Genomic DNA, 24,170 nt, shown 5'->3' with positions numbered 1-24,170 from the left:
ACAATGCCGCCTGCGTTACCCAGCCGAAAGGGCTGTCACGCCCAGCCTTTATGGAGAGGCAGGAGTTGCCGGGTTTCCATCACCTGATACCAGCGGTCGTCATGACCGTTGGTATGGTGGCGACTGCCGCCGCGCGGCACGTGCCGCGTAGCCAAGCCGCTGGATGTGAGCGCCGGCAACTGAGGCTGGTGATCGGTTGCGATCACCGGAACGGTATCAGTGGCGGTGACGCAGGTCCATGATCTGGGCCGGGGCCATCGGCCGGTAATAGAAATAGCCCTGGCCATAGTCGCAGCCGGCACCGGCCACGGCGACCAGCTGGCGGATATGCTCGATCCCCTCCACCACCGTGCGCATGCCCAGTTCGCGCGCCAGTTCGGCGATGAAACGGATGATGGCGGCCTGACGTTCGTTGCGCAGAATGTTGTCGACGAATCCCTTGTCGATCTTCAACGTGGTGGCAGGGCTGTCGACCAGCAGCGACAGGGCCGAATGGTCGCGGCCGAAATCGTCGATGGCGATGCCGAATCCCGCATCGGCCAGACGGCGCACCTCGGCCATGGTTTCGGCATCGGTCAGCAGTCCCTCGGTGATCTCCAGCTCCACATGGGCGCGGTCCAGGCCAAGCCGGTTGCATTCATCGATCAGGATGTCCAGCACCGGCGTGCCGCTGGCCTGCGGCGCCAGCTGCACGGGCGAGATATTCACCGACATGCCCAGGTCCAGCCCCTGCCGGCGCCATTCGGCCTGCTGGTGCAGGGATTCCCGGATCAGCCATTCGCCCAGCGGGATGATGGCGCCGGTACGTTCCGCGACGGGCACGAATTCGGACGGCGAAATGCAGCCCAGCGCCGTATGGCGCCAGCGCATCAGTGCCTCCACCCCCGTCACGCGGCCGGACAGAATTTCGATCTTGGGCTGATAGACCAGGGAGATGCCGGCCCCCGCCCGGCTTTCCCACAACCCATCCTCGATGGACCGGCTGCGGGCCAGGCGGTGGCAGAGATCGCTGGTGAAGGTGCCCACGGGCCGGCCGGCATTGGCGGCGTCACGCCGGGCGATGCGCGCCGCGATGATCAGCATATGCATGCTGTCCGCCGCGTCCGGATAACAGGCCATGCCGCAGGTGATGGACAGGCGATAGGCGGCGTCGCCGATCACCACCGGTGCCTCCAGGGCCCGCTGCAGGGCGCCCAGCCCCTCCACCGCCTCGGGCAGCAGCACGGCGAACCGCTCGCTGTCGAAACGCGCCATCAGCACATCGCTGCCGAAGGCCAGTTCAAGCCGCCGCCGCATGGCACGCAGCAGTTCCTGCGCGCCCTCGTACTCCATGCGGGAAACGATGCCTTCGTAATTGTTGATTTCAATGAAGATGACCTGGGGGTGCCCGCCAGCCGCCGCCATCACCGGCAGCGCCCGGTCACCGGCAAGGGTGAAGCCACGCTTGTTCAGCAGCCCCGTCAGCGGGTCGTGCAAGGCCGATGCATTGCCTGCCGCCGGGGCAGGCGTGCCCCTGCCAAGATGATGTGAGAGCGCCCGCATCCGTCACCTGTAATTTCCAGCGCCATTTTTGGGCAAGGTCGCGGGTTTCGCCAGATGACCAGACGGATATGAATTCATTCACTTCATCAATAATCTCTTAACGATGATTTGATGATTACTGCAGGCTTGTTTTTGAAGTCTATCCATTGAAGGCAATGGGGGAATAGGAGATTCTCCCATGATTCCATGGGTATGGCGAATACAGCCGCCTGAAGCGCCCATGCCTGGAAACGATTGTCGGTGAAGACCGAGCCCTACTCCGCCGCCAGCCGTGCCGTACGCTCCAGCGCATAGTCGCGGATGGTGCGCACCAGGGTTGCCAGATTGGTACGCAGTTCCTGGAACCCGGCATGGGGTTCCAGCGTCTCCTCATCCATATAGAGGCGGCGGTCGATTTCCAGTTGCAGGGAATGGCGGCCACGCGGCGGGCAGGAATAGCGGCGGACCAGTTCCACGCCCTTGTACGGGTCGTTCAGGCGGACAGTATAGCCCATGGCGCGCAGCGTATCGACCACCAGTCGAGTGAAGGCGCGTTCGGCGGTGGACCCGTCGCGGTCACCGATGACGAAATCCGGCGACTGCCGTTCCGGCCCGATCACGAAGGAGGGCATGGAATGGCAATTGACATGGTAGACGGCGCCGAACCTTGCATGCAGCCCGTCCATCGTCTCCGCCAGCAGATCGTGATAGGGGCGCCAGTAATTGTCCAGCCGGTCCTGGATCACTGACACCGGTAGCCGCCCGTCATACATGGGCACGCCGGGGCGGCAGAGATGGCGGACCAGCCCCATGCCGGCCAGGCTCTTGGCTGACGGGTTGACCGGCGTGGGCCAGACACCTTCCAGCATGGCCGGATCGATATCATCGGGCGCCCGGTTCACGTCGATATAGGATCGCGGGAACAGGGCGCAGAGATATGTAGCCCCCATGTCGGGCACCATGGCGAACAGTTCGTCGACATGCGTATCCTCCGCCTGACGCAGCAGGGGGAAGGGGCAGGTGAAGTTGAAATCCGCCGGATAGCGGGTGCCGCTGTGCGGACTGTCGAACAGCAGAGGGACCGCGGGCCCGACCGGATCATGCCGGACAGCCACATCATCGATCACCAGGCTCATTCAACCCGTCTCCGGTTGCGGACAAGTCCCGATGAAGACGTCGCGGGATTGAAACCGCGCTTTCATCGAAATGACTTGGAACCTATACCTTTCCAGGGGGCCGGCGTCGATAGTGCAGAAGACATGCCTGCCTTTGTATGTGTGGGCCAGCCGTGGGGGGGAGGGGCATGGCGCGTATTGAAGCCTTGACGCCCGACGATCTGTGGCCACCCGACCTGACGCGGTGGGCGTCCGGCAATGATGGCGTCCCCTTCGTCTGGCGGTTCCGGGCGGGACGGCCCGGCCCGCATGTCGTCATCAACGCCCTGATGCATGGCAATGAATATTCCGGTGCCATTGCCGCGGCCACACTGCTGGAGGCCGGCATAAGGCCGATACGGGGCAGCCTGTCCTTCGCCTTCGCCAACATGGATGCTTTCACCCAGTTCGATCCCGACTTTCCTATCATGTCCCGCTATGTGGAGGAGGACATGAACCGCATCTGGGCGCCGGGATCGCTGGAACATGGCATGTCCACCACGGAGCGCCGCCGCGCGCGGGAATTGTGGCCGCTGTTCACCACGGCCGATCTGGTTCTGGACCTGCATTCGTTGCAGCATGATCGCATCCCCCTGATGCTGTGCGGGTCATCGGCGCGGGGGCGGGAATTCGCCCGGCGCGTGGGTCTGCCCGCCATCATCGTGGCCGACCGGGGGCATGAGGGCGGCAGCCGCCTGATCGATCATCCGCGCTTCACGGAAGGGGATGGGGAGGGGCCCGTGGCGCTGCTGGCCGAATGCGGCCAGCATTGGGACCGGGACAGTGCGCAGGTGGCCCTGGCGGTAACGGCGCAATTCCTGCTGACGGCGGGCGTGGTGGATGCGGGTGCGCTCAGCCCATGGCTGCCATCCGCCCCGCCAGGCCCCACCCGGCTTGTCGAGGTGACGGAAACCGTTACGGTAAGGAACGAGCGTTTCCGGTTCCTGAAGGAATACCAGGGTATGGATGTCATCCCCATGGCCGGCACCGTCTTCGCCCTGGATGGCGAGGTTGCGTTGCGCACACCCCATGATGATTGCGTGCTGATCATGCCGTCGCGGCATGTGGAACGGGGCCAGACGGCCGTGCGCCTGGGCCGGTTCGGGGCATGAGCGCCCCGCCCGACCCAGCCCCCGCCTCCACCCCTGGCCGCCGCCGCCGTTTCGACTGGCCCGCCTTCGCCATGGCAATGGCGCTGGGCACGGTGGGTGGTGTCGTCTGTTTCAAGCTGCATGTGCCGCTTGCCTTCATGATCGGCGCCATGCTGGCCACCACGGTGGCGGCCCTGGCCGGCGTGCGCACCATGGTGCCCAAGGGCTTGCGCGACGGGCTGGTGATCGTGCTGGGCATCATGCTGGGCAGCGCCTTCAACCCCACCCTGCTGGGCCATCTGGGCGAATGGTCGATCAGCCTGGGCTTCATGGCCGTATACATCGCCCTGGGTGCCGCCGCGGGCACCTTCTACCTGCGCCGCTTCGCCTGCTATGATCCGGCCACCGCCTATTTCACCGCCATGCCGGGCGGGTTCACGGAAATGGTGCTGATGGGCGGTGCACTGGGCGGGGACGACCGGTCCATCGCGCTGGGCCACAGCTTGCGCATCATGCTGGTGGTGATGACGGTGCCGTTCGCTTTCCAGGCGCTGCCCGGCTACGACCCGGCGGGGCGGGATTGGAGCCTGCATGGGCTAGGCCCCTATCCCTGGGAACTGGGCCTGATGGATTATGCCATCATCGTCGCCTGCTTCGCGGGCGCGCCGGTGGCGCAATGGCTGCGCATCCCGGCCGGCATCCTGGTCGGCCCCATGCTGCTGTCGGCCGTGCTGCATCTGACGGGGGTCACGGCGGTGAAGCCGCCGGGTCTGCTGGTGGCCGCGGCGCAGGTGGTGATCGGCGCGTCGGTCGGCGGGCGGTTCCAGCGTGTGCCGCTGATGCGCATCGCCCGCACGGCAGGGGTGGCGGCGGGGCTGACAATCCTGCTGCTGGTGGTGACGATCGCCCTGTCGCTGGTGATCCACCTGATGACGGGGCTCAGCCTGCCGGGCCTGATCTTGGCCTTCGCGCCGGGTGGGCTGGCGGAGATGAGCCTGGTGGCCCTGTCGCTGCATGTGGACGCGGCCTTCGTGGCCACGCACCACATCGTGCGCATCGTCCTGATCATCCTGTTCGCGCCGGCGGCTTATCACCTGTGGCGGCGATGGGGAAGCAGAGGAAAGACCAATGATGGGCATTGACCATGCCCATCGACGGCGGCGACTGCCGCCGCGCGGCACGTGCCGCGTGAGCCAAGGGCGCGGATGCGATCGTCCGGCGCCGGAGCGAACAAATTACATAAACTGCGCCTGACGCAGCAGGCCGTAGAACTGGCGCAGCGCGTTGGCCTGTTCCTGGGGGGTGTTCAGCCCCTCCACGAACTTGCCGTCGAAATTGGGCTGGCGCAGATGGCCGACGATCTGGTCGCGCACCATCTTGCGGGCCTTGGGGCTGGACAGCACGTCGTTGGCGGCGAACTGCATCAGGCGGGTGGCGCGGATGCGCAGGCCGGCCGACGGATCGTCCAGCCGCTCGATCACCTTTGCGCTGGCGATATAGCCCGCCACCATCTCGTCCACCCGGTCGGCAAGGGCGGCGCGCATTTCATTGTCCAGGCCCGAATTCACCAGGGAGACATATAGCGAGGCCATGGCCTGCATCTTCGGCTTCAAAGGCACCTGCAGCCCGACCAGCTGGTTCACGTCGCGATCGGTGGACAGCAGCGGGCGCAGGCGTGCGATCACGGTTTCCGCCTCGCGCTGGCCCGTGTCGGCGCCCGACAGCTCCGACAGGTAGAGGGCGCGGTCGCGCAGGCTGGGCAGCATGCCCATCACGCCCTCGATCGACAGGCGCCGGCCCTCGCCGCCACCCTGTTCGATGAAACGCAGATGACCGATGGTCAGGGCGTCGGCCATGCGGGCCCCGCCGAACAGGCCCGACGGGGTGATCAGACGGCCGGTCAGCGCGACGAAATGGGCACGGTTGCGCTCCGGGTCGCGGGCCAGCGGGACATTGCCGCGCAGGGAGCGCTGGAAGCTTTCCAGCACCACCTGCCAGGTCTGCGGCGCGTGGCCCAGGCCCAGCCACTGGCTCAGCACTTTGGAAATGGGCGGGGCCATTTCCCGGTCCGTCGGCTCGAACTTGCCTTCCAGCAGGTCCAGCATGCGCTGCATGGCCGTGGCCAGGTCCGGCTGGCGGCCAAGCAGATCCTGGATCACCGACGGGAAGCTGCTGGCATCGGCCACCAGCGTATCGATGATGTTGATATGGGCGGTCTTATTCTGGGCGGCGTCGCCCGCACTTTCCAGCAGCCATTCGACCTTGCCCAGCAGGTTGCGGATCTGCACCAGGTCGCGGCAGAGGATCACCTTGGACAGGTAATCGGTCTCCGCCTCATCCCCCTTGCACAGGGCTTCCACCTTGTCCAGCGCACCACGGAACCCGTCCTGCTTCACGCTGACGGCGGCGCGCTTCTGCGCGTCTTCCGCCTTGGTGCGCAGGTCGGTCAGGCTGGAATAGATCAGGTCGCGGCGTTCGCGCACATCCTGGCCGGTGGCCTTGCCCTGGATGCTGGCCACCCGGCCCACGGCCGTGGGCACCAGATTTTCGAAATTGATGGCGCGCTTCATCTCGGCCGCGTTGTACAGCAGCTCCGACGCGGTCAGCGCCTTGTCCTCCAGATACTGCCGCAGCAGCTTGGAGATGGTTTGCCGGCTTTCAGCCTGGAGATAGTCGGTGGGAGCCGCGCAGACGGGGCTGTCCTCGATGGGCTGGACCGAGATGGTCTTGCCCTTCTGTTCCCGCATCTCGGAGAAGATGATGGTTTCCGTCGCGGGTTTCCCCGGGACACCCGCGAAATCGCGCACGATGCGCACACCGTCGCGGTTGGGCAGCAGCTTGTTGGCCAGCGCCCTCGCCTCGTCTTCGGTGGCCAGGGTGTCTTCAATAACCCAGTGGTCCACCTTGAACGTGTGGACTTCGAAATTAAGGCGGCGCCCAATGGCAGAACCCTTGCCGCCCCCGACAAGGCTCGTCATCCACATGACCGATGGTCCCCATTTTGGAGTATGTACCGTCCCTTTGGGACCACCGATACATATCACCGAAAGGCTTGGAAGATAAACCTTGTATTAACCCATTAGGAAGGGTTTGCCAAAGAAAAGCTGGAGCAGGGCAAGAAACCGCCGATTTGTCACCGGGGCTTTCCCTTCTCCCAAACGGGATTTGCCGCGAAAAGCGGCACGGTGGTGATGGACATCTTGGCCGAGGCATCCTTTACCTGACGACTATAGACGACATAGATCAGCGTGTCGTTGGCCTTGTCATAGATGCGGCGCACGGCGATCGACTTGAAAATCAGGCTCTTGCGCTCGGAGAACACCTGCTCCCCGCGCTTGGACAGGTCGATATCACCGATGGAGATGGCGCCGGTCTGCCGGCAGGCGATCGATGCGTTGGACGGGTCCTCGAACCAGTTGCCCTTGGACAGCCGGTCCCAGACCGAGCGGTCGAAATCCACGATATGGCAGGTGACCCCCTTGACTGCGGGATCGGCGAAGGCGGTGATGTCCAACTCGTTGCCCGTCCAGTCATTGCTGAACTCCCCCACGACTTCCTGTGCCGCGGCCGGCAGGACCAGCGACAGGGAAAAGATCAGGGCGGCGAGGGGACGGCGCATGATGGAAACTCCTGAAATCGCAAGATATCGGGCAGGCTATGCCGGGTGGCCGCCAAGGGCAAGCGAAGGGGGAAATGGGCACTCCCGGAAAATCGGTTAATGGTTGTGCCGGCTTACTTGTGCTCGCCCTATACCCTTCCCACATGCGATGATGGGACAACAGGTTCAAGGGGGGAGAGCCAAAAGATGGAACTGGGCATTTTCGCCATCGTCGTGGCCGTGTTCGGCATCCTGCTGGCCTTCGCCGGCATCAAGACGGTGCCGCAGGGCATGGAATTCACCGTGGAGCGGTTCGGCCGCTATACCCACACGCTGCGCCCGGGCCTGCATTTCATCATTCCGTTCGTGGACAGCGTCGGCTCCAAGATGAACATGATGGAGATCGTGCTGGACGTGCCCAGCCAGGAGGTCATCACCAAGGACAATGCCATGGTGAAGGTCGACGGTGTCGTCTTCTACCAGGTGCTGGACGCCGCCAAGGCAGCCTATGAGGTGAGCCAGCTGCAGGTGGCCATCCTGAACCTGACCATGACCAATATCCGCACCGTCATGGGCTCCATGGACCTGGACGAGCTGCTGTCCCAGCGCGACCGCATCAATGCCCAGCTGCTGCATGTGGTGGATGAGGCGACGCAGCCCTGGGGCATCAAGGTTACCCGCATCGAAATCCGGGACATCCAGCCGCCGCGCGATCTGGTGGACAGCATGGCCCGCCAGATGAAGGCCGAGCGTGACCGCCGCGCCCTGATCCTGGAGGCAGAAGGGGCCCGGCAGTCGGCGATCCTGAAGGCGGAGGGCCAGAAGCAGGCCGCGATCCTTGAGGCGGAGGGACGTCGCGAGGCCGCTTTCCGCGACGCCGAGGCACGTGAGCGCGAGGCGGAGGCCGAAGCGGCAGCGACCCGCATGGTGTCCGACGCCATCGCCGGCGGGAACGTCCAGGCCATCAACTATTTCGTGGCCCAGCAGTACCTGACCACCTTCAAGGAATTCGCCCACAGCCCGAACCAGAAGGTGTTTTTCATGCCGATGGAGGCGACGGGCATCATCAGCTCGCTGGGCGGTCTGGCGGAACTGGCCAAGGATGCCTTCAATGGCGGGGGCGGGCCCACCAACCCGCCCCCGGCCCCCAAGCCCAGCCCGCGCAAGCCGGCGACCCCGTCGCTGCCGTCGGCGGGCTTGACCAATGCCGAACAGGCGGCGGCAGTCAAGGCGGCCCAGAAGCAGCCGTCGCCCTGGGGTGATGCGACGGGCGGCTGAGCCAGGGGACGTCAGTCCCCCGGAGACCGGCGACCGCCGGCCCGCGCCACGTGGCGCGTAAGCCAAGGGCGTGGATGCGCCCGCCCGGCGCCTGAGGGAAAAAAAAAGGGGACAATTATGGAAGGGTTCCGCGTTCTCTACTGGTACTGGTGGTGCCTGGCCCTGGTCCTGGCGGCACTGGAAATGTTCATCCCCGGCGCCGCCTTTCTGTGGATCGGCGGGGCGGCAGCCCTGGTCGGGCTGGTGGTGCTGAGTGTCGATATCGGTCTGCCGGCGCAGCTGGTGCTGTTCGGCGTGCTGGCGGTACTGGCCTGGTTCCTGTCGCGGCTGGTATCGCGCAGCGACCCGGCGGACGGCCATGCCAGCACCTTGAACCGGCGCGGGGAACAGTATCTGGGTCAGGTCCTGACGCTTGAGGCGCCGATCCTGAACGGCTTCGGCCGGGCGAAGGTGGGCGACACGGTCTGGCGTGTGGCCGGTCTGGCCGACCTGCCGGAGGGGGCCCGCGTGCGGGTCACCGGCGTGGACGGGACGGTGCTGCGGGTGGAGGCGGCGTAAGGTGTAGGTCAGGTCGAGCCGTAGGCGAGCCCTGACAGCATCGCTGGAAAGCCTTTCCTGTCAGGGCTCGGGCTGACCTGACCTACGGCGCGAACTGTTCCTTCAGGATCCGTTCCTCCAGCGCCATTTCGGGATCGAACAGCAGGGTGCAGGTCACCTTGCGGTCCTCGCTGATCTCCACGCTGGCCACATCGCGCACTTCGGTGAAGTCGGCCACGGCACTGACCGGGCGCTTGGCGGGTTCCAGCACGTCGAACTGGATGCGGGCCGTGTGCGGCAGCAGCGCGCCGCGCCAGCGGCGGGGGCGGAAGGCGCTGATCGGGGTCAGGGCCAGGATGTCGGCACCCAGCGGCAGGATAGGGCCGTGGGCCGACAGGTTGTAGGCCGTGCTGCCGGCCGGCGTGGAGACCAGGGCGCCGTCGCAGGTCAGCTCCGGCATGCGCTCCTTGCCGTCCACCGTGATGCGCAGCTTGGCGGCCTGGCGTGTCTCGCGCAGCAGCGACACCTCGTTGAAGGCCAGGCCCTCGAACGCCTCCCCTGTCCGTGTCGTGGCCTTCATGCGCAGCGGATGCAGCACGACGCGCTGGGCCCGCATAAGGCGGCGGGTCAGCCCATCCTCGCTATAGTCGTTCAGCAGGAAGCCGACGGAACCGCGGTTCATGCCATAGACGGGGATGCCGCGCGGCAGATAGCGGTGCAGGGTTTCCAGCAGAAAGCCGTCACCGCCCAGCGCCACGACGATCCCCGCCTCTTCCGGCGGGACACCGGCATAGCGCACGGCAAGCCTGTCCCTGGCGGCGCGCGCATCCGGTGTATCGGCGGCGACGAAGGCGAGCGGCACGGGTGTCTGGGACAAGGCGGATTTCCCGATATCACGACAGTGCCGCAGCTTAACCGATGCGGACCCGGCTTCTCAACCGCCGGTGACACTCATATGCCGGCCCACGGCGGGGGCTTGGCCGCGGCCGATGATGAAATCATGGCCTTTGGGTTTGCGGGTGATGGCCGACCGGATGGCATCGTGCAGCAACCCGTCATCGGTGCTGGCCCGCAAGGGTGCCCGCAGGTCGGCCGCATCCTCCTGGCCTAAGCACATATACATGGTGCCGGTGCAGGTGACGCGCACGCGGTTGCAGGCTTCACAGAAATTGTGGGTCATGGGCGTGATGAAACCCAGGCGCTTGCCCGTCTCCGCCACCGTGACATAGCGGGCGGGACCGCCGGTGCGGTGGGTGCTGTCGATCAGGGTCCAGCGCTTTTCCAGGTCGTTGCGCACGTCGCGCAGCGACAGGAACTGTTCCTCGCGCACCGCCCCGCCGCCATTGCCATCCATGTCGCCGAGCGGCATCACCTCGATCAGGGTCAGGTCGAAGCCCTTTTCCCCGCACCAGGACAGCATATGGTCCAGTTCCATGTCGTTGACGCCCTTCAGCGCCACGGCATTGATCTTGACCTCCAGCCCGGCCGCCCGCGCCGCCTCCAGCCCTTCCAGCACCTGGGGCAGGCGGCCCCAGCGGGTGATCTTCGCGAACCGGTCTGCGTCCAGCGTGTCCACCGACACATTGATGCGGCGCACCCCGGCGGCGCGCAGATCGTCGGCATACCTGGCCAGCTGGCTGCCATTGGTGGTCAGGGTCAGTTCGTCCAGCGCGCCCGTCTTCAGGTGCCGGCCCAGCGACCGGATCAGTTCCATGATGTTGCGGCGGACCAGCGGTTCGCCACCGGTCAGGCGCAGCTTGCGCGTGCCCAGCGCCACGAAGGACGAACAGAGCCGGTCCAACTCCTCCAGCGACAGGATGTCGGCCTTGGGCAGGAAGGCCATATCCTCCGACATGCAATAGACGCAGCGGAAATCGCAACGGTCGGTGACCGATACGCGCACATAGGTGATGGCGCGGCCGAACGGGTCAATCAACGGAGCTGGGAGGGGAGCGGGGGACATAGGCATCGTCCGCAGGATATAGCGCGTCGGGCTTGAGGCTCCAAGATGGACCCGCACTAAAGATGCTGTATTCGGCCTTGTTTTGGGCAAGTTGGGCTGAAACACTGTCCGTTAATCAAATCAACCCGCTCCTGACGAGACGGACCAAGCCCATGCGCAAGATCGCCTTCATCCTCTGCCTGCTGCTGCTGATCCCCATCGCGGCGGCCGTTGCCTTGCCCTTCCTGGTGCCGGTTGGCGCCATCGTGGCGGAGGTGGAAGGGCAGGTTGAAAAGGCGACGGGCCGGGCCCTGACCATCAATGGCCGCGTCGATCTGTCCTACTTCCCTTCCATCGCCGTGACGGCCGACCAGGTGCATTTCGCCGGCATCCGCCAGGGGGAGGATCTGCTGGCCGTAAAGCGGCTGGCGGTGCGCCTGCGCCTGATGCCGCTGCTGCGCGGCAAGGCGGAGGTGGAGAAATTCGTGCTGACCGAGCCGTTCATCGACCTGACGGTGGACAGGCAGGGCAAGCCCAACTGGGACGTCTCCATGGCCCCAGCCCCGGCGGGACAGGAGGCTGCCGCCCCCGGCATGATGGCCGACCTGTCGCTGGCCGAGGTGGAGGTGGTCGATGGCCGCCTGCGCTATACCGACGCCCGCACCGGCATGGTGCGCGAGGCGACGGATGTGAACCTCACCCTGTCGCTGCCGGAACTGGACGGGCCGCTGGCGCTGGAGGCGGCGCTGAAGCTGAATGGCACACCGCTGGCGCTGGAGCTGGGCATCGATCCTGTGCGCCCGCTGCTGTCGGGCGGAGCGGCGGCCCTGAGCGTGGCGTTGGACGGTGCGGGTACCAAGCTGGCCGTGAAGGGGCAGGTGGAACGCCAGGGCGATGCGCCGCTGGGACTGGCCGGCGATCTGGCGCTGAAGGTCACCTCGCTGTCCGACCTGATCAAGGCGGCGACGGGGGTGGCGCCAGCCGACCTGCCCGTGGATGACTTGATCCTGACCGGCAAGCTGTCCGGCACGCCGGCCCGGCTGGCGCTGAGCGGGCTGCAGGCCAAGGCCGGGGACCTTTCGGCCAGTGGCAATTTGACGGTGAAGCTGGATGGTGCCCGGCCGGCGCTGGGTGGCAGCCTGTCGCTGCCCAGGCTGGAACTGGATCGCTATCTGCCGTCACCGGCCGAACCCGCGACCCCGGCCACGCCGCCTGAGACCGGGCCGGCCGGGTGGAGCAAGGAACGGATCGATCTGTCGGCCCTGAAGACCGCCGACCTGGACCTGACCTTACAACTTGCCGGACTGGTGGCGAAGGGGGTGGAAGCCGGGGCCACGACCCTGACCCTGAAGCTGACCGACGGGCGGCTGAATGCCGGACTGGCCGATACCGCCCTGTTCGGCGGCACGCTGGGCGGCAAGCTGACCCTGGATGGCGGGCGGCCCGCCCTGTCGCTGGTGGTGAATGCCACGGCCAGGGGGGTGCAGGCCGAACCGGTTCTGACCCGCTTCGCAGCGTTCGACCGGCTGTCGGGCGCCACCGACGGGACCATCGATATCCGCGCCACCGGCACCAACCAGCAGGAACTGGTGGGCAGCCTGAACGGCACGGGCAATGTCGTCTTCCGCAATGGCGCGGTGAAGGGCGTCAACCTCGCCCATATCGTGCGCAGCGCCATTGGCCAGGGCGGGAACGAGCCGCCACAGACCGACTTCGCCGAAATGGGCGGCAGCTTCACCCTGACCGACGGCATCGCGGCCACGGAGGATTTCCACCTGCTGGCCCCGCTGCTGCGCGTCACCGGCAAGGGCAATGTCAACCTGCCGTCCAAGCGTGTGGACATGCGCCTGGCGCCCAAGCTGGTGGCCAGCCTGGAAGGGCAGGGGACGTCGAAGGTGGAAGCCGACGGCATCACCGTGCCCGTCCGTGTGCGCGGGCCGTTTGACAACCTCTCCTATACGCCCGACCTGTCCTCGGCCGCCAAGGCGGCGTTGAAGGACCCGAAGAAGGCGCAGGAGCAGATCGAGAAGCTGAAGTCGAAGGACGGGGTGAAGGGGTTGTTGCAGGGGGTACTGGGCAAGAAGCAGTAGGTCAGGTCGAGGCGTAAGCCGAGCCCTGACGGATAATGCCTTCAATCCTTTGCTGTCAGGGCTCGCCTGCGGCTCGACCTGACCTACGGGAAGGGTGCCGGGGCGGTCTGGCCCACCCCGGCCTCGTACCTTACCCCACCAGCCGCTGCAAAATCTGCACGGCGTTCAGCGCCGCACCCTTCAGCAACTGGTCACCGGCCAGGAACAGGGCGATGGAGCGGCCGGACGGGTCGCCGACATCGCGGCGGATGCGGCCGACCAGCACGTCGCCCTGGCCCGACGCCTCGTTCGGCATGGGGAAATGGTTGCCCTCGATATCCTCCACGATACGCACACCCGGCGCGTCACGCAGGAGGGCGCGGACCTGGTCGGGGGTGACCACATCCTCGAACTCCACCGTCACCGCCATGGAATGGGCGCGCAGCACGGGCACGCGCACGCAGGTGATGCTGATATGCAGGTCGGGGCGACGCATGATCTTGCGCGTCTCCTCGATCACTTTCTCCTCCTCGCCATTGTAACCCGTCGCCGGGTTGATAGCGGCGTTGTGGGAGAAGACGTTGAAGGCGTAGGGGTGCGGCAGCACGCGCGGGGCATAATGCTCGCCGGCCAGATGGGCGGCCGTGGCGGCGCGCAACTCCTCCATCGCCGCCGCACCGGCGCCACTGGCGGCCTGGTAGGTGGCGATGTTTACGCGGCGGATCTTGTGGGCAATGTCCAGCGGGGCCAGCGGCACGGTGGCGATGATGGCCACGCAATTGGGGTTGGCGATGATGCCGGGCTGGGCCGGGACGACGTCCGGGTTCACCTCCGGTACCACCAGCGGGATGGCCTCATCCATGCGGAAGGCGGATGAATTGTCGATGACCACGGCGCCGGCGGCCACGGCCTTGGGCGCGAATTCCTTCGAGATGCCACTGCCGGCGGAGAACAGGGCGTAATCGATGCCCTGGAAGCTGTCATCCCCCAGTTCCTCGATCACCAGCGTGCCGCCGGCGAAAGGCACAGCCTGTCCGGCCGACCGCTTGGAGGCCAACAGGCGCACCTGGGTCAGGTTCAGGCCGGATTTTTCCAAGCATTCGCGGATTTCCACGCCCACCGCACCGGTGGCACCGACAACGGCGACGGAAATGGACCGGCCCCCAACAGATTGGGCAGCTTGGTTCAGGTTTTCGGGGGCAACGCGGATATTCATGGACCCTGTTCCTCTGTCTTCACTTGCCGGAGACAGGGTCTGGTCCAGGTTTGGCCGCCCCATCCGTTTCCGGCGGGGCATCTGGCTTCTGTCGAACCGCGTCAGACCGCGCGCATGACAAGAAGCCCGCCCCGCAGGGTGGTCTTTTTAGTCATGGTGGTAGTGGTCTGGTTCAGGATCGACATGGGCTTGACCATGCCGATGACGGGGGTGCCTGTAAAGCCCGTGCGTCCCGCCATCGGCGCGCGGCGGGGCTTCGCCGGCCGCATGACAAGGCGTTTCCAGACTATGTGTTGCGTATTTCCGCCGACGGTGTGACTATATAGATGAGTGTGACTGTACCTGAAGGGCGCGCGCGTAAATGTCCGTGGAACTAAGCGATCCCAAGACGTTGGAAGCAATCGGGATTCTGGCCGGTGCCCTGGACGACATCACCGGGCCGGAACGGCTGGAATGCCTGATGGCCGCGAACGCACTGCGTCAGGTCGTGGAGACGCGGTCCGAGAATGCCCTGGTCTTCGCCCAGCAGGCCTTCGAATCCCTGGATGAGGGCGTGCGCCGCCGGGTGGAGACGGATGCCACCACCACCGCCATCAAGGTGGTGGAGCAGGCGAACAAGAAGCCCAACCCCCGCATGGTCCGCGCCCAGCGGCCCAAGCCGGGCGGCAGCTTCCTGGATGCCCTGAACGGCGGCCAGCTGAAGACCGAACGCAAATGGTGATCGCAGTGAGGTAGGGCCCGATGGGCCCTGTCGACATGTGTGCCCAAGGCGCTCCGGACGGGGGCCCCTTTGTTGTCGCCTACTCATCGTCCGGATCGACGATGGTCAGCGACACGGCGGCGGCATTGATCAGCAGCTTGCCGGCATGTTCGAAATTCACTGTCACGCGCGGCCCCACCACCGATTGCACCTGCCCCAGACCCCAATCGGGCTGGGCCGGATGGCGGACGAAAACGCCGGGCGCCAGGAAATCGGACATCTCTTTGGTTCCCACTCCATTGACCACGCCCTATCCTAGCGGCCTGTGACACGGCTCGCCATCCCCGGCCGGCGGAGATGGCGTGCCCCAGCGCCGGGGATGCGGGATGGTTTTGGGAATTCGGGCGGTGGAGCTGCTGTGCTCCCGTCTCTGCCATGATCTGGTCGGGCCGATCGGGGCCGTCAACAATGGCGTGGAACTGCTGGACGAGGGTGGCGACACCGGCGGGGAGGCACTGGACCTGATCGCCGACAGCGCGGAGACGGCATCCGCCCGCCTGCGGCTTTATCGTGTGGCGCTGGGGGCGGCCGGCGGACAGTCGCTGACCGGCGGTGACGCGCGGGCCGTGCTGGAGGGATGGTTCCGCGGCGGCAAGATCCGGCTGGACTGGAGCGCAGCACCCTTCGATCCGCCGCCCGGCCTGCTGAAGGCCGCCCTTCTGGCTGCCTTGCTGGCGGAGGAGACGTTGCCGCGTGGCGGTACGGTGCAGGTGACGGGCGGTGATGGAGGTCTGACCGTCACGGCGTCGGGGACGGGCTGTGCGCTGCGGCCGGAAATGGGGCCGGCGCTCGCCGGACAGGTGGCAGAGGCCGATCTCGGGCCCCGCTCCGTCCTGTCCTACGCCACGCCGCGCATCGCGGCGGGCTATGGCCTGTCCTTCGCCGTGGAGAATCCGGGTGGGGCGGGGGAGGTGCGGATGCGAATCCAGCCGGCCGGAACCTGACCCGGCGGCGGAATCGGTATGGATGATGCAGCCGGGCAACTGTTCAACCACGCCGGGAGCGGGAGCTTGCTCACACTTTGTCGTTGCGGCAGATCAAGATGGTCGGACCTAACCGAAAAGAGGTAATGTTCCCCTTGCCAAAGGCCTGTCCGACAGGCCATCAATTCCCAGGTGCCAGAACGAATTTAACCGAATTCCGATACTCTTCATTTGGCCGACGGGCGGCCGGGCGCGTACAAGGGTGCTTCACCGGACTGAAGACCGGCGTATGACGCGGAAACTGGGTTTTCCCGAAACGGGGCGTGGACCATGGATGATCTGCTGAGTGAATTCCTCACTGAGACCAATGAGAACCTCGCCGTCCTCGACGTCGAGCTGGTGAAGCTGGAGCAGAACCCCAACGATCCGGGGCTGCTGTCGAACATCTTCCGTCTGGTTCACACCATCAAGGGCACCTGCGGCTTCCTGGGCCTGCCCCGGCTGGAATCGGTGGCACATGCCGGCGAGAACGTGCTGGGCAAGTTCCGCGACGGCGAGTTGCACGTCTCCCCCTATGCCGTGTCGCTGATCCTCGAATCGCTGGACACGATCAAGGGCATCCTGTCCGTCCTGGAACAGACCGAGGCGGAGCCGCCCGGTGGTGACCAGGATCTGATCGACCGGCTGAACGCCATGGCCGATGGCAAGGAACTGCCCAAGGCCGCCGCTGCCGCCCCGGCACCCGCCCCGGCCGCCCCGCCGCCGCCTGAGAATGATCCGGAAGAACTGTTCACGCCGGTTCCCGCCCATCTGACCCATACGCTGGCCCCTGCATCGCCGCCGCCCCCGCCGCCGCCGACCCCTGCCGCCGTGGTCAAGGCGGCCGAGCCGCCGGCCCCGGTGGAGGTCGCCCCCCCGCCGGCCCCGCCCCCCCCACCGCCGCCGCGTAGCGAGCCTCAGGACGATGTCCGTGGCGAGTCCAAGGAAAGTGCGCTGGCCCAGCAGACCATCCGCGTGCATGTGGACCTGCTTGAAAACCTGATGACCATGGTGTCTGAGCTGGTGCTGACCCGCAACCAGCTGCTCCAGATCCTGCGCTCGCAGAAGGACAGCGAGTTTGCCGCGCCGTTGCAGCGCCTGAACCATGTCACGTCGGAGCTGCAGGAAGGCGTCATGAAGACGCGCATGCAGCCCATCGGCAATGCCTGGGCCAAGCTGCCGCGTCTGGTCCGCGATCTCAGCCACGAACTTCACAAGAAGATCGAGCTGCAGATGCTGGGTGCCGAGACGGAACTGGACCGTCAGGTGCTGGAGCTGATCAAGGACCCGCTGACCCACATGGTCCGCAATTCCGGCGATCACGGCCTGGAAATCCCGGCCGACCGCGTCGCTGCGGGCAAGTCGGAAACCGGCCGCATCACGCTGAACGCCTATCATGAAGGCGGTCACATCATCATCGAGATCGCCGATGATGGTCGCGGTCTGGCGTTGTCGAAGATCAAGGCCAAGATCGTCCAGAACGGCTTGGCCACCGAGTCCGAGCTGGCGCAGATGTCGGACCAGCAGGTCCAGCAGTTCATCTTCAAGCCCGGCTTTTCCACCGCCGCCAAGGTCACCTCGGTGTCCGGCCGTGGCGTGGGCATGGACGTGGTGAAGACCAATATCGAGAAGATCGGCGGCACGATCGAGATGCGGTCGGTCGAAGGCCGCGGTACGACCTTCACCATCAAGATCCCGCTCACCCTAGCCATCGTGTCGGCCCTGATCGTCGAATGCGCGTCCGAACGCTTCGCCGTGCCACAGATCAGCGTGATCGAGCTGGTGCGCGCCGCCAGCGATAGTGAGCACAAGATCGAGCGCATCAATGGCGCCCCGGTCCTGCGCCTGCGCAACCGTCTGCTGCCGCTGGTCAGCCTGCAGAACCTGCTGAAGCTGGGCAAGGCCGACGACGACGACAAGCGCGAGACTTTCATCGTCGTCAGTCAGGTCGGCAATTACACGTTCGGCATCATCGTCGACCGCGTCTTCGACACCGAGGAAATCGTGGTGAAGCCGGTGGCGCCGATCCTGCGCCATATCGAGCTGTTCTCGGGCAACACGATCCTGGGCGATGGCTCGGTGATCATGATCCTGGACCCCAATGGCATCGCCACCGCGTCCGGTTCCATGGGCAGTGCCGCCGACAATGCCGCCGCCGCCGCCCAGGAAGTGGCGAAGTCGTCGCGTCGCGAGGATGACAAGATGGCCCTGCTGCTGTTCAGCGCCGGGGAAGGCGGGCCGAAGGCCGTGCCGCTGTCGCTGGTCGCCCGTCTGGAGGATGTCGACCTCAACCAGGTCGAGCTGTCGAACGGCGAGCCGGTGGTGCAGTATCGCGGCCGCCTGATGCCGCTGGTGCCCATCGATCCCAACTGGAAGATCGTGCGCGACAAGCGCCAGCCGGTGGTGGTGTTCGCCGATGGCGACCGCTCCATGGGTCTGGTCGTGGACGAGATCGTCGATATCGTCGAGGACAAATTGCAGGTCGAATTGGGCACGGAGCGCCAGGGCTTCCTGGGTTCCGCCATCATCGCCAACAAGGCGACCGACGTCATCGATGCCGGCTTCTACCTGACCCGGGCCTTCAAGGACTGGTTCGGCAACGCCCATGAGAGCTTCGAGGATGAGCGCCAGCATCGCGTGCTGCTGGTCGATGACAGCCCGTTCTTCCGCAACCTGCTGACGCCGCTGCTGACCGTTTCCGGCTACGACGTCACGGCCGTGGAAAGCGGCGACGAGGCACTGGCACTCAGCGAATCGGGCGAGGAGTTCGACGTCATCGTGTCGGACATCGAGATGCCCGGCATGAGCGGCCTGGAATTCGCCCAGGCTGTTCGTGCCAATGCCCGCTGGTCCACGACGCCGCTGGTGGCGCTGTCCAGCCACGCCGCCCCGCGCGACCTGGAGCGTGGCCGTCAGGCCGGCTTCAACGATTATGTCGCCAAGTTCGATCGTGAAGCCCTGCTCTTCACGTTGCAGCAGACCATCACCGAGAAAGGTGCCGCATGAGTGCCCGTCTCCCCGCCGTCAAGAAGGCCGGTTCCACTGAAATCGCCGTCGTGAAGAACGAGGATTTCGTCACGGCGACCATCGCGAACCAGCTGTTCGGCATCCCCGTCCTGCAGGTGCAGGACGTTCTGGGCCCGCAGAAGATCACCCGCATCCCGCTGGCCCCGCCGGAGGTTGCCGGTTCGCTGAACCTGCGCGGTCGCATCGTCACGGCCATCGATGTCCGGCTGCGCCTGGGCCTGCCGCCCCGGCCGGCCGATGGCAAGCCGGTGATGAGCATCGTCGTCGACCACAAAGGCGAGCTTTATTCGCTGATGGTCGACAATGTCGGCGAGGTGCTGTCACTGTCGTCGGATGACTTCGAACGCCATCCGGCAACCCTGGACCCGCGCTGGCGTGAGATTTCAACGGGTATTTATCGCCTGAAAGAAACTTTGCTTGTCGTTCTGGATGTCTCAAAGCTGCTGAACTTTGCTAACATCGAAGCGGCCTAACCCGCATCCGGCAATCGAGGTCCGTTGATGAAGTCCTGTCTGGTCGTCGATGACAGCCGCGTTGTCCGCAAGGTGGCGCGCAAGATCCTTGAAGAACTCGGCTTCTCCTGCGAGGAGGCCGAGGATGGCAAGCAGGCCATGGAGCTGTGCGCCAAGCGGATGCCCGACGCCATCCTGCTGGACTGGAACATGCCGGTCATGACCGGCATCGAATTCCTGCGTCGGCTGCGGAAGATGACGGGCGGGGAAAGCCCACGCGTCGTTTTCTGCACCACGGAGAACGACCTGGCCCATATCCAGGAAGCCCTGTCGGCCGGCGCCAATGAGTACATCATGAAGCCGTTCGACAGTGACATCATCCAAACCAAGTTCCAGCAGGTCGGCCTCCTCTGAGGCTGTCCGGGATTGCAGGCAATGAACGAGCTTCCCGGAAAGACGGCGCCGTCAGCAGCGCCGACCGGAACAGAGCCCTACCGGGTCATGGTGGTGGATGACAGTGCCGTCATCCGCGGCCTGCTGACGCGTTCGCTGGAAGGCGATCCGGAAGTGAAGGTCGTCGCGTCGGTGGCCAACGGGCAGATGGCGATCAACACGTTGCAGCGCCAGAGCATCGACGTCATCGTGCTGGATATCGAGATGCCGGTGTTGGACGGGCTGTCGGCTCTGCCGCACCTGCTTGCCATCGATCCGCATGTGAAGATCGTCATGGCCTCCACCCTGACGGCCAAGAACGCGGATATCTCGCTGCGGGCACTGAAGGCGGGGGCGGCGGATTACATCCCCAAGCCGTCCTCCACCCGCGAATTGACCAGTGCCGATGATTTCAAGCGCGAGCTGACCAGCAAGGTCAAGGCGTTGGCCATGGCGGCGCGCAAGGCCGATCCGCGCAAGGGTGCACCACATCCGGTGGCCACGCCGGGGACTGTGCCCCTGCCGCGCCCCGTCGTGACGCCGGTGCCGAATGTGGCGCCGACGACCAGCTTCACCCTGCCCACGCCGATACGGCCCAAGCCGGAAGTGGGGCCGATCAGCCTGCGTCCACTGCCCGAATTCCGGCCCGACATCCTGGCCATCGGCAGCTCGACCGGCGGTCCGCAGGCCCTGTTCGAGGTGCTGAGCCACCTGAAGGACGTCAAGCAGCCGATCCTGATCACCCAGCATATGCCGGCGACCTTCACCACCATCCTGGCCGAGCACATCACCCGCCAGTGCGGCGTGCAGTGCGCGGAGGCCAAGGAGGGTGAGGTGATCGTCGGTGGCCGCGCCTATGTGGCGCCGGGTGATTTCCATATGCTGGTGGTGCAGCGCAACGGCCAGAACTGCCTGACCCTGACCAAGGATCCGCCGGAGAATTTCTGCCGCCCGGCCGTGGACCCGATGCTGCGCAGCATCGTGCGCGCCTATGGCAAGCGGGTGCTGGTCACCATCCTAACCGGGATGGGCCATGACGGGCAGCGCGGGTCGGAAGTGGTGGTGGCCGCCGGCGGTGCCGTGCTGGGCCAGGACGAACCCTCCTCGGTCGTGTGGGGCATGCCGGGGGCGGTGGCGAATGCGGGGCTGTGCAGCGCCGTCTTGCCATTGAAGGAAATCGGGCCTTACATTCGCAAGATCGCATTGAGGCAGGCAGCATGAAGGTCGAAGACTTCGATATGTTCTGCACCATGCTGCGGCAGCGGTCGGGTCTGGTCCTGACCCCGGACAAGGCCTATCTGCTGGAAAGCCGGCTGATGCCGGTGGCGCGCAAATGGGGCCTGAAGGGGCTTGATGAACTGGCGTCGTCCGTTCGCTCCAAGCGTGACGAGGCATTGCTCCGTGACATCACGGAGGCGATGACCACGAACGAAAGCTCGTTCTTCCGCGACCAGAAGCCCTTCGACCAGTTCAAGGCCGTGGTGCTGCCGCAGTTGCTGGCCAACCGCGCCGCCAAGAAGACCTTCCGCATCTGGTCCGCCGCCTGCTCGTCGGGGCAGGAAGCCTATTCGCTGGCCATGCTGCTGAATGAGGAAGGGTCCAAGCTGGCCGGCTGGCGGATCGAGATCGTCGGTACCGACCTTTCCGGTGAGATGGTCAACAAGGCCCGCGCCGGCCTTTACACCCAGTTCGAGGTGCAGCGCGGCCTGCCCATCACCCATCTGGTCAAATATTTCAAGCAGGTGGGCGACAAGTGGCAGCTGAATGACGATGTCCGGCAACGGGTGCAGTACAAGGAGTACAACCTGCTGACCGACCTGACCCCGTTGGGTCAGTTCGACGTCATCTTCTGCCGCAACGTGCTGATCTATTTCGACCAGCCGACCAAGGGCAAGGTGCTGGAGGCGATGGCCAAGCTGCTGCCGCCCGATGGCATCCTGTATCTGGGTGGTGCTGAAACCGTGCTGGGCATTACCGAGAAGTTCAAGCCCATGGAAGGCCAGCGCGGCCTTTACATCCTGGCGAAGTGAAGCACCTTTACGGGGCTTTACCTCGTAAAGGTGCAGGCCTGCGACGGTAGGCCCGCGACCCCATGGTCGCGTGAGCCAAGCCGCCGGATGGCGGCGCCCGGCGTTTGAGGGAGTAAAAAAGATGCCGGATATCGCCGCTTTGGTGGAGGAGGAGCTTGTCCTTTACCGCCGGGCGCGGACGCATGGCGACATCCCATCCGCATGGACGGCACTGGAACGCGCCCACATCCTGGGGCAGATGGACTGGTACCAGCACGTCCGCGTCCATCTGCTGATGCTCCGGCTGGGTATCGCCACATGGGATTGGCGGGAAATCCGGGGGCAGCTGTTCCGTCTGCTGCTGGCGGTACCGGGATCGGTCACCGGCAAGGCACCGCTGGGTAACAGCGGCCGGTCGGACATCTCCGCCTTCATGCCGCAGCCGATCGCGCCGGACCTCGCGGCCAAGCTCGGTCGCCGCTGACAAAGCCTATCCCCATGCACTTGCCGGCCCATCGCTCCGATTTGATAGGGTTTTGACAGAAACCCGTTCCGGATAATCGTGGCAAGGTTCCATGCGCCGGCATCTGCTTCTCCTTCTGCTGTTCCTCGCCCTGCCGCCAGCACCATCCGTTGCGGCGGATACGGTGCGCTTCGGTCTGCGGGAAGCGGCCCCCCTGGTGGAAACCGGTCCCGATGGCCGGCTGCGTGGGCTGGAATATGAGCTGCTGACCGCTATCATGGCCGCCGCCGGTTTGAAGATGGAGCCCTATGTCGGTTCCAATGCCCGGCTGGCCCTGGCGGCCGGAGAGGGTGCGGTGGACGGATTCGCGCCTGTCGTGGGTGCGGTTCCGGACGGGCTGGTCCTGACCGACAGCTACATCACCTATCACAATGTCGCCCTGACGCTGGCGGCCCGCGATATCTCGCTAAAGACGCCTGCCGACCTCGGCGGCCTGCGGGTGCTGGCCTTTCAACGGGCGACCCGGGTATTGGGCCCCGACTTCGCCGATGCCATCGCGGCGGCGGCCGATTACCGGGAGGAACCGGTGCAGGCGCTGCAGGCCAAGGGGCTGCTCTATGGCCGCTACGATGTGCTGATCGGCGAGAGCCGGGTGCTCATGTATCATGTGGCCCGGGTCCTGGCGGAGTCGGGCGACCAGAAACAAACCCTGCCGGTGGTTGAGCATCGGTTGTTTGCGCCCAACCATTACTGCGCCGGCTTCCGTGATCCGGCCATGGCGGCTCGCTTCAATGAAGGGCTGCGGCGGGTGCGGGAGGATGGGTCCTATCAGGCCATCCTCAATCGCTATGACGTGACGCAGTAACCTCAGACCCGGTCCAGCCGGACGGCACGCACCCGGTTGACGATGGACCAGCCGGTGGACAGTTCGCCCACCGGAGCCACCGTCCAGTCCCACTCCATCTCCCCGGCCGGCAGGGCGACCCCGAACAGCGGGTCCTCCATCTCCGTTACCCGTCCGTCGGGGTCGATGACCCGGCGCTGCACGTCGCCGATCAGCAGTGTGGGGCAGGAGAAGGTGCTGAGATGTTCCAGATGGGCGGTGACGATGGCACGGGCATAGGCGGGCCGGTCGGCATCCGGCCAGCGCTTGCCCATTTGGCGCAGGGGGACCAGCGGCAATTGCGAGATCAGGTTGGCAGACACCACCAGTCCGACGTCCTGATCGCCCAGGAAGGCGTCGCAGCCAGGGGCGGGCGGGGCCGGTATCGCGGGGTTGGCCAGGGCGGCGGCGACGCCCGTCAGGTCGCATTCCAGCAGGTCGATAGCGCTGTGACGACGGGCCAGCCGCAGGGCCGCCGGCGGATGCGCCACATCCACCAGCAGCACACGCCGGAACCGGGACAGCAGTTCCGCCATGGGCAGGTCCAGACAGGGACCGGACCCCAGGATGACGGCGGTGCCTTTGCCCTCCGGCGCTTCCGCCATGGCGGTCAGGATGCGGCGGCGGGTGCTTTCCTGGTGCGGAGCCCAGGCGGCGGCGCAGCGCGCGGCGCGTCCCACGCAGGCGACGGCGGCATAGCGGTATCCCAGACGCACGAAGGCCGGTGCGCAGCGGGTGCGCAGGCTAATCAGGATCTCGCGAAGCATCGCCAACCG

General features: G+C 65.6%; 24 protein-coding genes. 14 read left to right on the top strand and 10 right to left on the bottom strand.

All coding sequences use genetic code 11. The annotated features are described in order from the left end of the window. Positions 1-216: 216 nt before the first annotated feature. Positions 217-1,476 (bottom strand): EAL domain-containing protein, encoded by a 1,260-nt coding sequence (locus tag ACM9HJ_RS10540; RefSeq protein WP_416571671.1) that lies wholly within the window; start codon positions 1,474-1,476, stop codon positions 217-219. Positions 1,477-1,796: 320 nt separating this feature from the next. Then, on the bottom strand, positions 1,797-2,657 hold the full coding sequence (locus ACM9HJ_RS10535) for an N-formylglutamate amidohydrolase (RefSeq protein ID WP_416571670.1): 861 nt from the start codon (positions 2,655-2,657) through the stop codon (positions 1,797-1,799). Between the two features lie 167 nt (positions 2,658-2,824). Here ACM9HJ_RS10535 and ACM9HJ_RS10530 point away from each other — a divergent pair, with 167 nt between their 5' ends. Then, positions 2,825-3,787 (top strand): succinylglutamate desuccinylase/aspartoacylase domain-containing protein, encoded by a 963-nt coding sequence (locus ACM9HJ_RS10530; protein WP_416571669.1) that lies wholly within the window; start codon positions 2,825-2,827, stop codon positions 3,785-3,787. After that, positions 3,784-4,908, top strand: coding sequence for an AbrB family transcriptional regulator (locus tag ACM9HJ_RS10525; RefSeq protein WP_416571668.1), 1,125 nt, complete (start codon positions 3,784-3,786; stop codon positions 4,906-4,908). The genes ACM9HJ_RS10530 and ACM9HJ_RS10525 overlap by 4 nt, the downstream gene beginning before the upstream one ends. A gap of 93 nt (positions 4,909-5,001) precedes the next feature. Here ACM9HJ_RS10525 and ACM9HJ_RS10520 read toward each other — a convergent pair whose 3' ends face one another. Continuing rightward, complete coding sequence (locus tag ACM9HJ_RS10520; RefSeq protein WP_416571667.1) at positions 5,002-6,744, bottom strand: hypothetical protein; 1,743 nt, start codon at positions 6,742-6,744, stop codon at positions 5,002-5,004. A gap of 155 nt (positions 6,745-6,899) precedes the next feature. After that, positions 6,900-7,385, bottom strand: coding sequence for a CreA family protein (locus ACM9HJ_RS10515; RefSeq protein ID WP_416571666.1), 486 nt, complete (start codon positions 7,383-7,385; stop codon positions 6,900-6,902). Positions 7,386-7,571: 186 nt separating this feature from the next. Here ACM9HJ_RS10515 and ACM9HJ_RS10510 point away from each other — a divergent pair, with 186 nt between their 5' ends. Together ACM9HJ_RS10510 and ACM9HJ_RS10505 are read left to right on the top strand one after the other, a co-directional pair. Then, positions 7,572-8,642: an SPFH domain-containing protein gene (locus ACM9HJ_RS10510; RefSeq protein ID WP_416571665.1), complete on the top strand. Its 1,071-nt coding sequence runs from the start codon at positions 7,572-7,574 to the stop codon at positions 8,640-8,642. Positions 8,643-8,759: 117 nt separating this feature from the next. Then, complete coding sequence (locus ACM9HJ_RS10505; RefSeq protein WP_416571664.1) at positions 8,760-9,200, top strand: NfeD family protein; 441 nt, start codon at positions 8,760-8,762, stop codon at positions 9,198-9,200. An 82-nt stretch (positions 9,201-9,282) separates the two neighbouring features. Here the strand turns inward: ACM9HJ_RS10505 and ACM9HJ_RS10500 are convergent, their stop codons facing one another. Together ACM9HJ_RS10500 and moaA are read right to left on the bottom strand one after the other, a co-directional pair. Continuing rightward, positions 9,283-10,056, bottom strand: coding sequence for an NAD kinase (locus tag ACM9HJ_RS10500; RefSeq protein ID WP_416571663.1), 774 nt, complete (start codon positions 10,054-10,056; stop codon positions 9,283-9,285). Between the two features lie 57 nt (positions 10,057-10,113). Then, positions 10,114-11,142: a GTP 3',8-cyclase MoaA gene (gene moaA / locus ACM9HJ_RS10495; protein ID WP_416571662.1), complete on the bottom strand. Its 1,029-nt coding sequence runs from the start codon at positions 11,140-11,142 to the stop codon at positions 10,114-10,116. 152 nt (positions 11,143-11,294) lie between these two features. Between moaA and ACM9HJ_RS10490 the strand changes: the two genes are divergently transcribed. Then, positions 11,295-13,211, top strand: a complete 1,917-nt coding sequence (locus ACM9HJ_RS10490; protein WP_416571661.1) for an AsmA family protein — start codon at positions 11,295-11,297, stop codon at positions 13,209-13,211. Positions 13,212-13,341: 130 nt separating this feature from the next. On the opposite strand, the gene ACM9HJ_RS10485 is transcribed toward ACM9HJ_RS10490, so the two are convergent. Next, positions 13,342-14,406 (bottom strand): aspartate-semialdehyde dehydrogenase, encoded by a 1,065-nt coding sequence (locus ACM9HJ_RS10485; protein ID WP_416571660.1) that lies wholly within the window; start codon positions 14,404-14,406, stop codon positions 13,342-13,344. Between the two features lie 101 nt (positions 14,407-14,507). Then, positions 14,508-14,675 carry a hypothetical protein gene (locus ACM9HJ_RS10480; protein ID WP_416571659.1) on the bottom strand — a complete coding sequence of 56 codons (168 nt, stop codon included), beginning with the start codon at positions 14,673-14,675 and terminating at the stop codon, positions 14,508-14,510. Between the two features lie 92 nt (positions 14,676-14,767). Between ACM9HJ_RS10480 and ACM9HJ_RS10475 the strand changes: the two genes are divergently transcribed. Then, positions 14,768-15,127 (top strand): hypothetical protein, encoded by a 360-nt coding sequence (locus ACM9HJ_RS10475; RefSeq protein ID WP_416571658.1) that lies wholly within the window; start codon positions 14,768-14,770, stop codon positions 15,125-15,127. Between the two features lie 79 nt (positions 15,128-15,206). On the opposite strand, the gene ACM9HJ_RS10470 is transcribed toward ACM9HJ_RS10475, so the two are convergent. Next, positions 15,207-15,386, bottom strand: a complete 180-nt coding sequence (locus tag ACM9HJ_RS10470) for a DUF3553 domain-containing protein (protein WP_416571657.1) — start codon at positions 15,384-15,386, stop codon at positions 15,207-15,209. Between the two features lie 106 nt (positions 15,387-15,492). Here ACM9HJ_RS10470 and ACM9HJ_RS10465 point away from each other — a divergent pair, with 106 nt between their 5' ends. The 8 genes from ACM9HJ_RS10465 to ACM9HJ_RS10430 all read left to right on the top strand — a co-directional run bounded on the left by ACM9HJ_RS10465 (position 15,493) and on the right by ACM9HJ_RS10430 (position 23,376). After that, a complete protein-coding gene (locus ACM9HJ_RS10465) occupies positions 15,493-16,110 on the top strand; it encodes a histidine phosphotransferase family protein (RefSeq protein ID WP_416571656.1) in 618 nt (205 codons plus the stop codon). A gap of 309 nt (positions 16,111-16,419) precedes the next feature. After that, positions 16,420-19,134, top strand: a complete 2,715-nt coding sequence (locus ACM9HJ_RS10460; RefSeq protein ID WP_416571655.1) for a chemotaxis protein CheW — start codon at positions 16,420-16,422, stop codon at positions 19,132-19,134. Further along, positions 19,131-19,628, top strand: a complete 498-nt coding sequence (locus ACM9HJ_RS10455; RefSeq protein WP_416571654.1) for a chemotaxis protein CheW — start codon at positions 19,131-19,133, stop codon at positions 19,626-19,628. The genes ACM9HJ_RS10460 and ACM9HJ_RS10455 overlap by 4 nt, the downstream gene beginning before the upstream one ends. A 27-nt stretch (positions 19,629-19,655) precedes the next feature. After that, entirely contained in the window at positions 19,656-20,021 is a 366-nt protein-coding gene (locus ACM9HJ_RS10450) for a response regulator (RefSeq protein WP_094457562.1), read from the top strand. Between the two features lie 21 nt (positions 20,022-20,042). Continuing rightward, on the top strand, positions 20,043-21,260 hold the full coding sequence (locus tag ACM9HJ_RS10445) for a protein-glutamate methylesterase/protein-glutamine glutaminase (RefSeq protein WP_416571653.1): 1,218 nt from the start codon (positions 20,043-20,045) through the stop codon (positions 21,258-21,260). Next, positions 21,257-22,069 (top strand): CheR family methyltransferase, encoded by an 813-nt coding sequence (locus ACM9HJ_RS10440; protein ID WP_416571652.1) that lies wholly within the window; start codon positions 21,257-21,259, stop codon positions 22,067-22,069. The genes ACM9HJ_RS10445 and ACM9HJ_RS10440 overlap by 4 nt, the downstream gene beginning before the upstream one ends. A 121-nt stretch (positions 22,070-22,190) precedes the next feature. Further along, positions 22,191-22,532 carry a DUF3703 domain-containing protein gene (locus tag ACM9HJ_RS10435; protein ID WP_416571651.1) on the top strand — a complete coding sequence of 114 codons (342 nt, stop codon included), beginning with the start codon at positions 22,191-22,193 and terminating at the stop codon, positions 22,530-22,532. Positions 22,533-22,623: 91 nt separating this feature from the next. Continuing rightward, entirely contained in the window at positions 22,624-23,376 is a 753-nt protein-coding gene (locus ACM9HJ_RS10430; RefSeq protein ID WP_416571650.1) for a substrate-binding periplasmic protein, read from the top strand. Positions 23,377-23,378: 2 nt separating this feature from the next. Here ACM9HJ_RS10430 and ACM9HJ_RS10425 read toward each other — a convergent pair whose 3' ends face one another. After that, on the bottom strand, positions 23,379-24,161 hold the full coding sequence (locus ACM9HJ_RS10425) for a hypothetical protein (RefSeq protein WP_416571649.1): 783 nt from the start codon (positions 24,159-24,161) through the stop codon (positions 23,379-23,381). Between the last annotated feature and the right edge of the window lie 9 nt (positions 24,162-24,170).

The sequence above is a fragment of the Niveispirillum sp. KHB5.9 genome, assembly GCF_048066115.1.
Lineage (GTDB): Bacteria > Pseudomonadota > Alphaproteobacteria > Azospirillales > Azospirillaceae > Niveispirillum.
The sequence above is the reverse complement of the archived record's forward strand: the minus strand, read 5'-3'. Positions and strand labels throughout refer to the sequence as shown.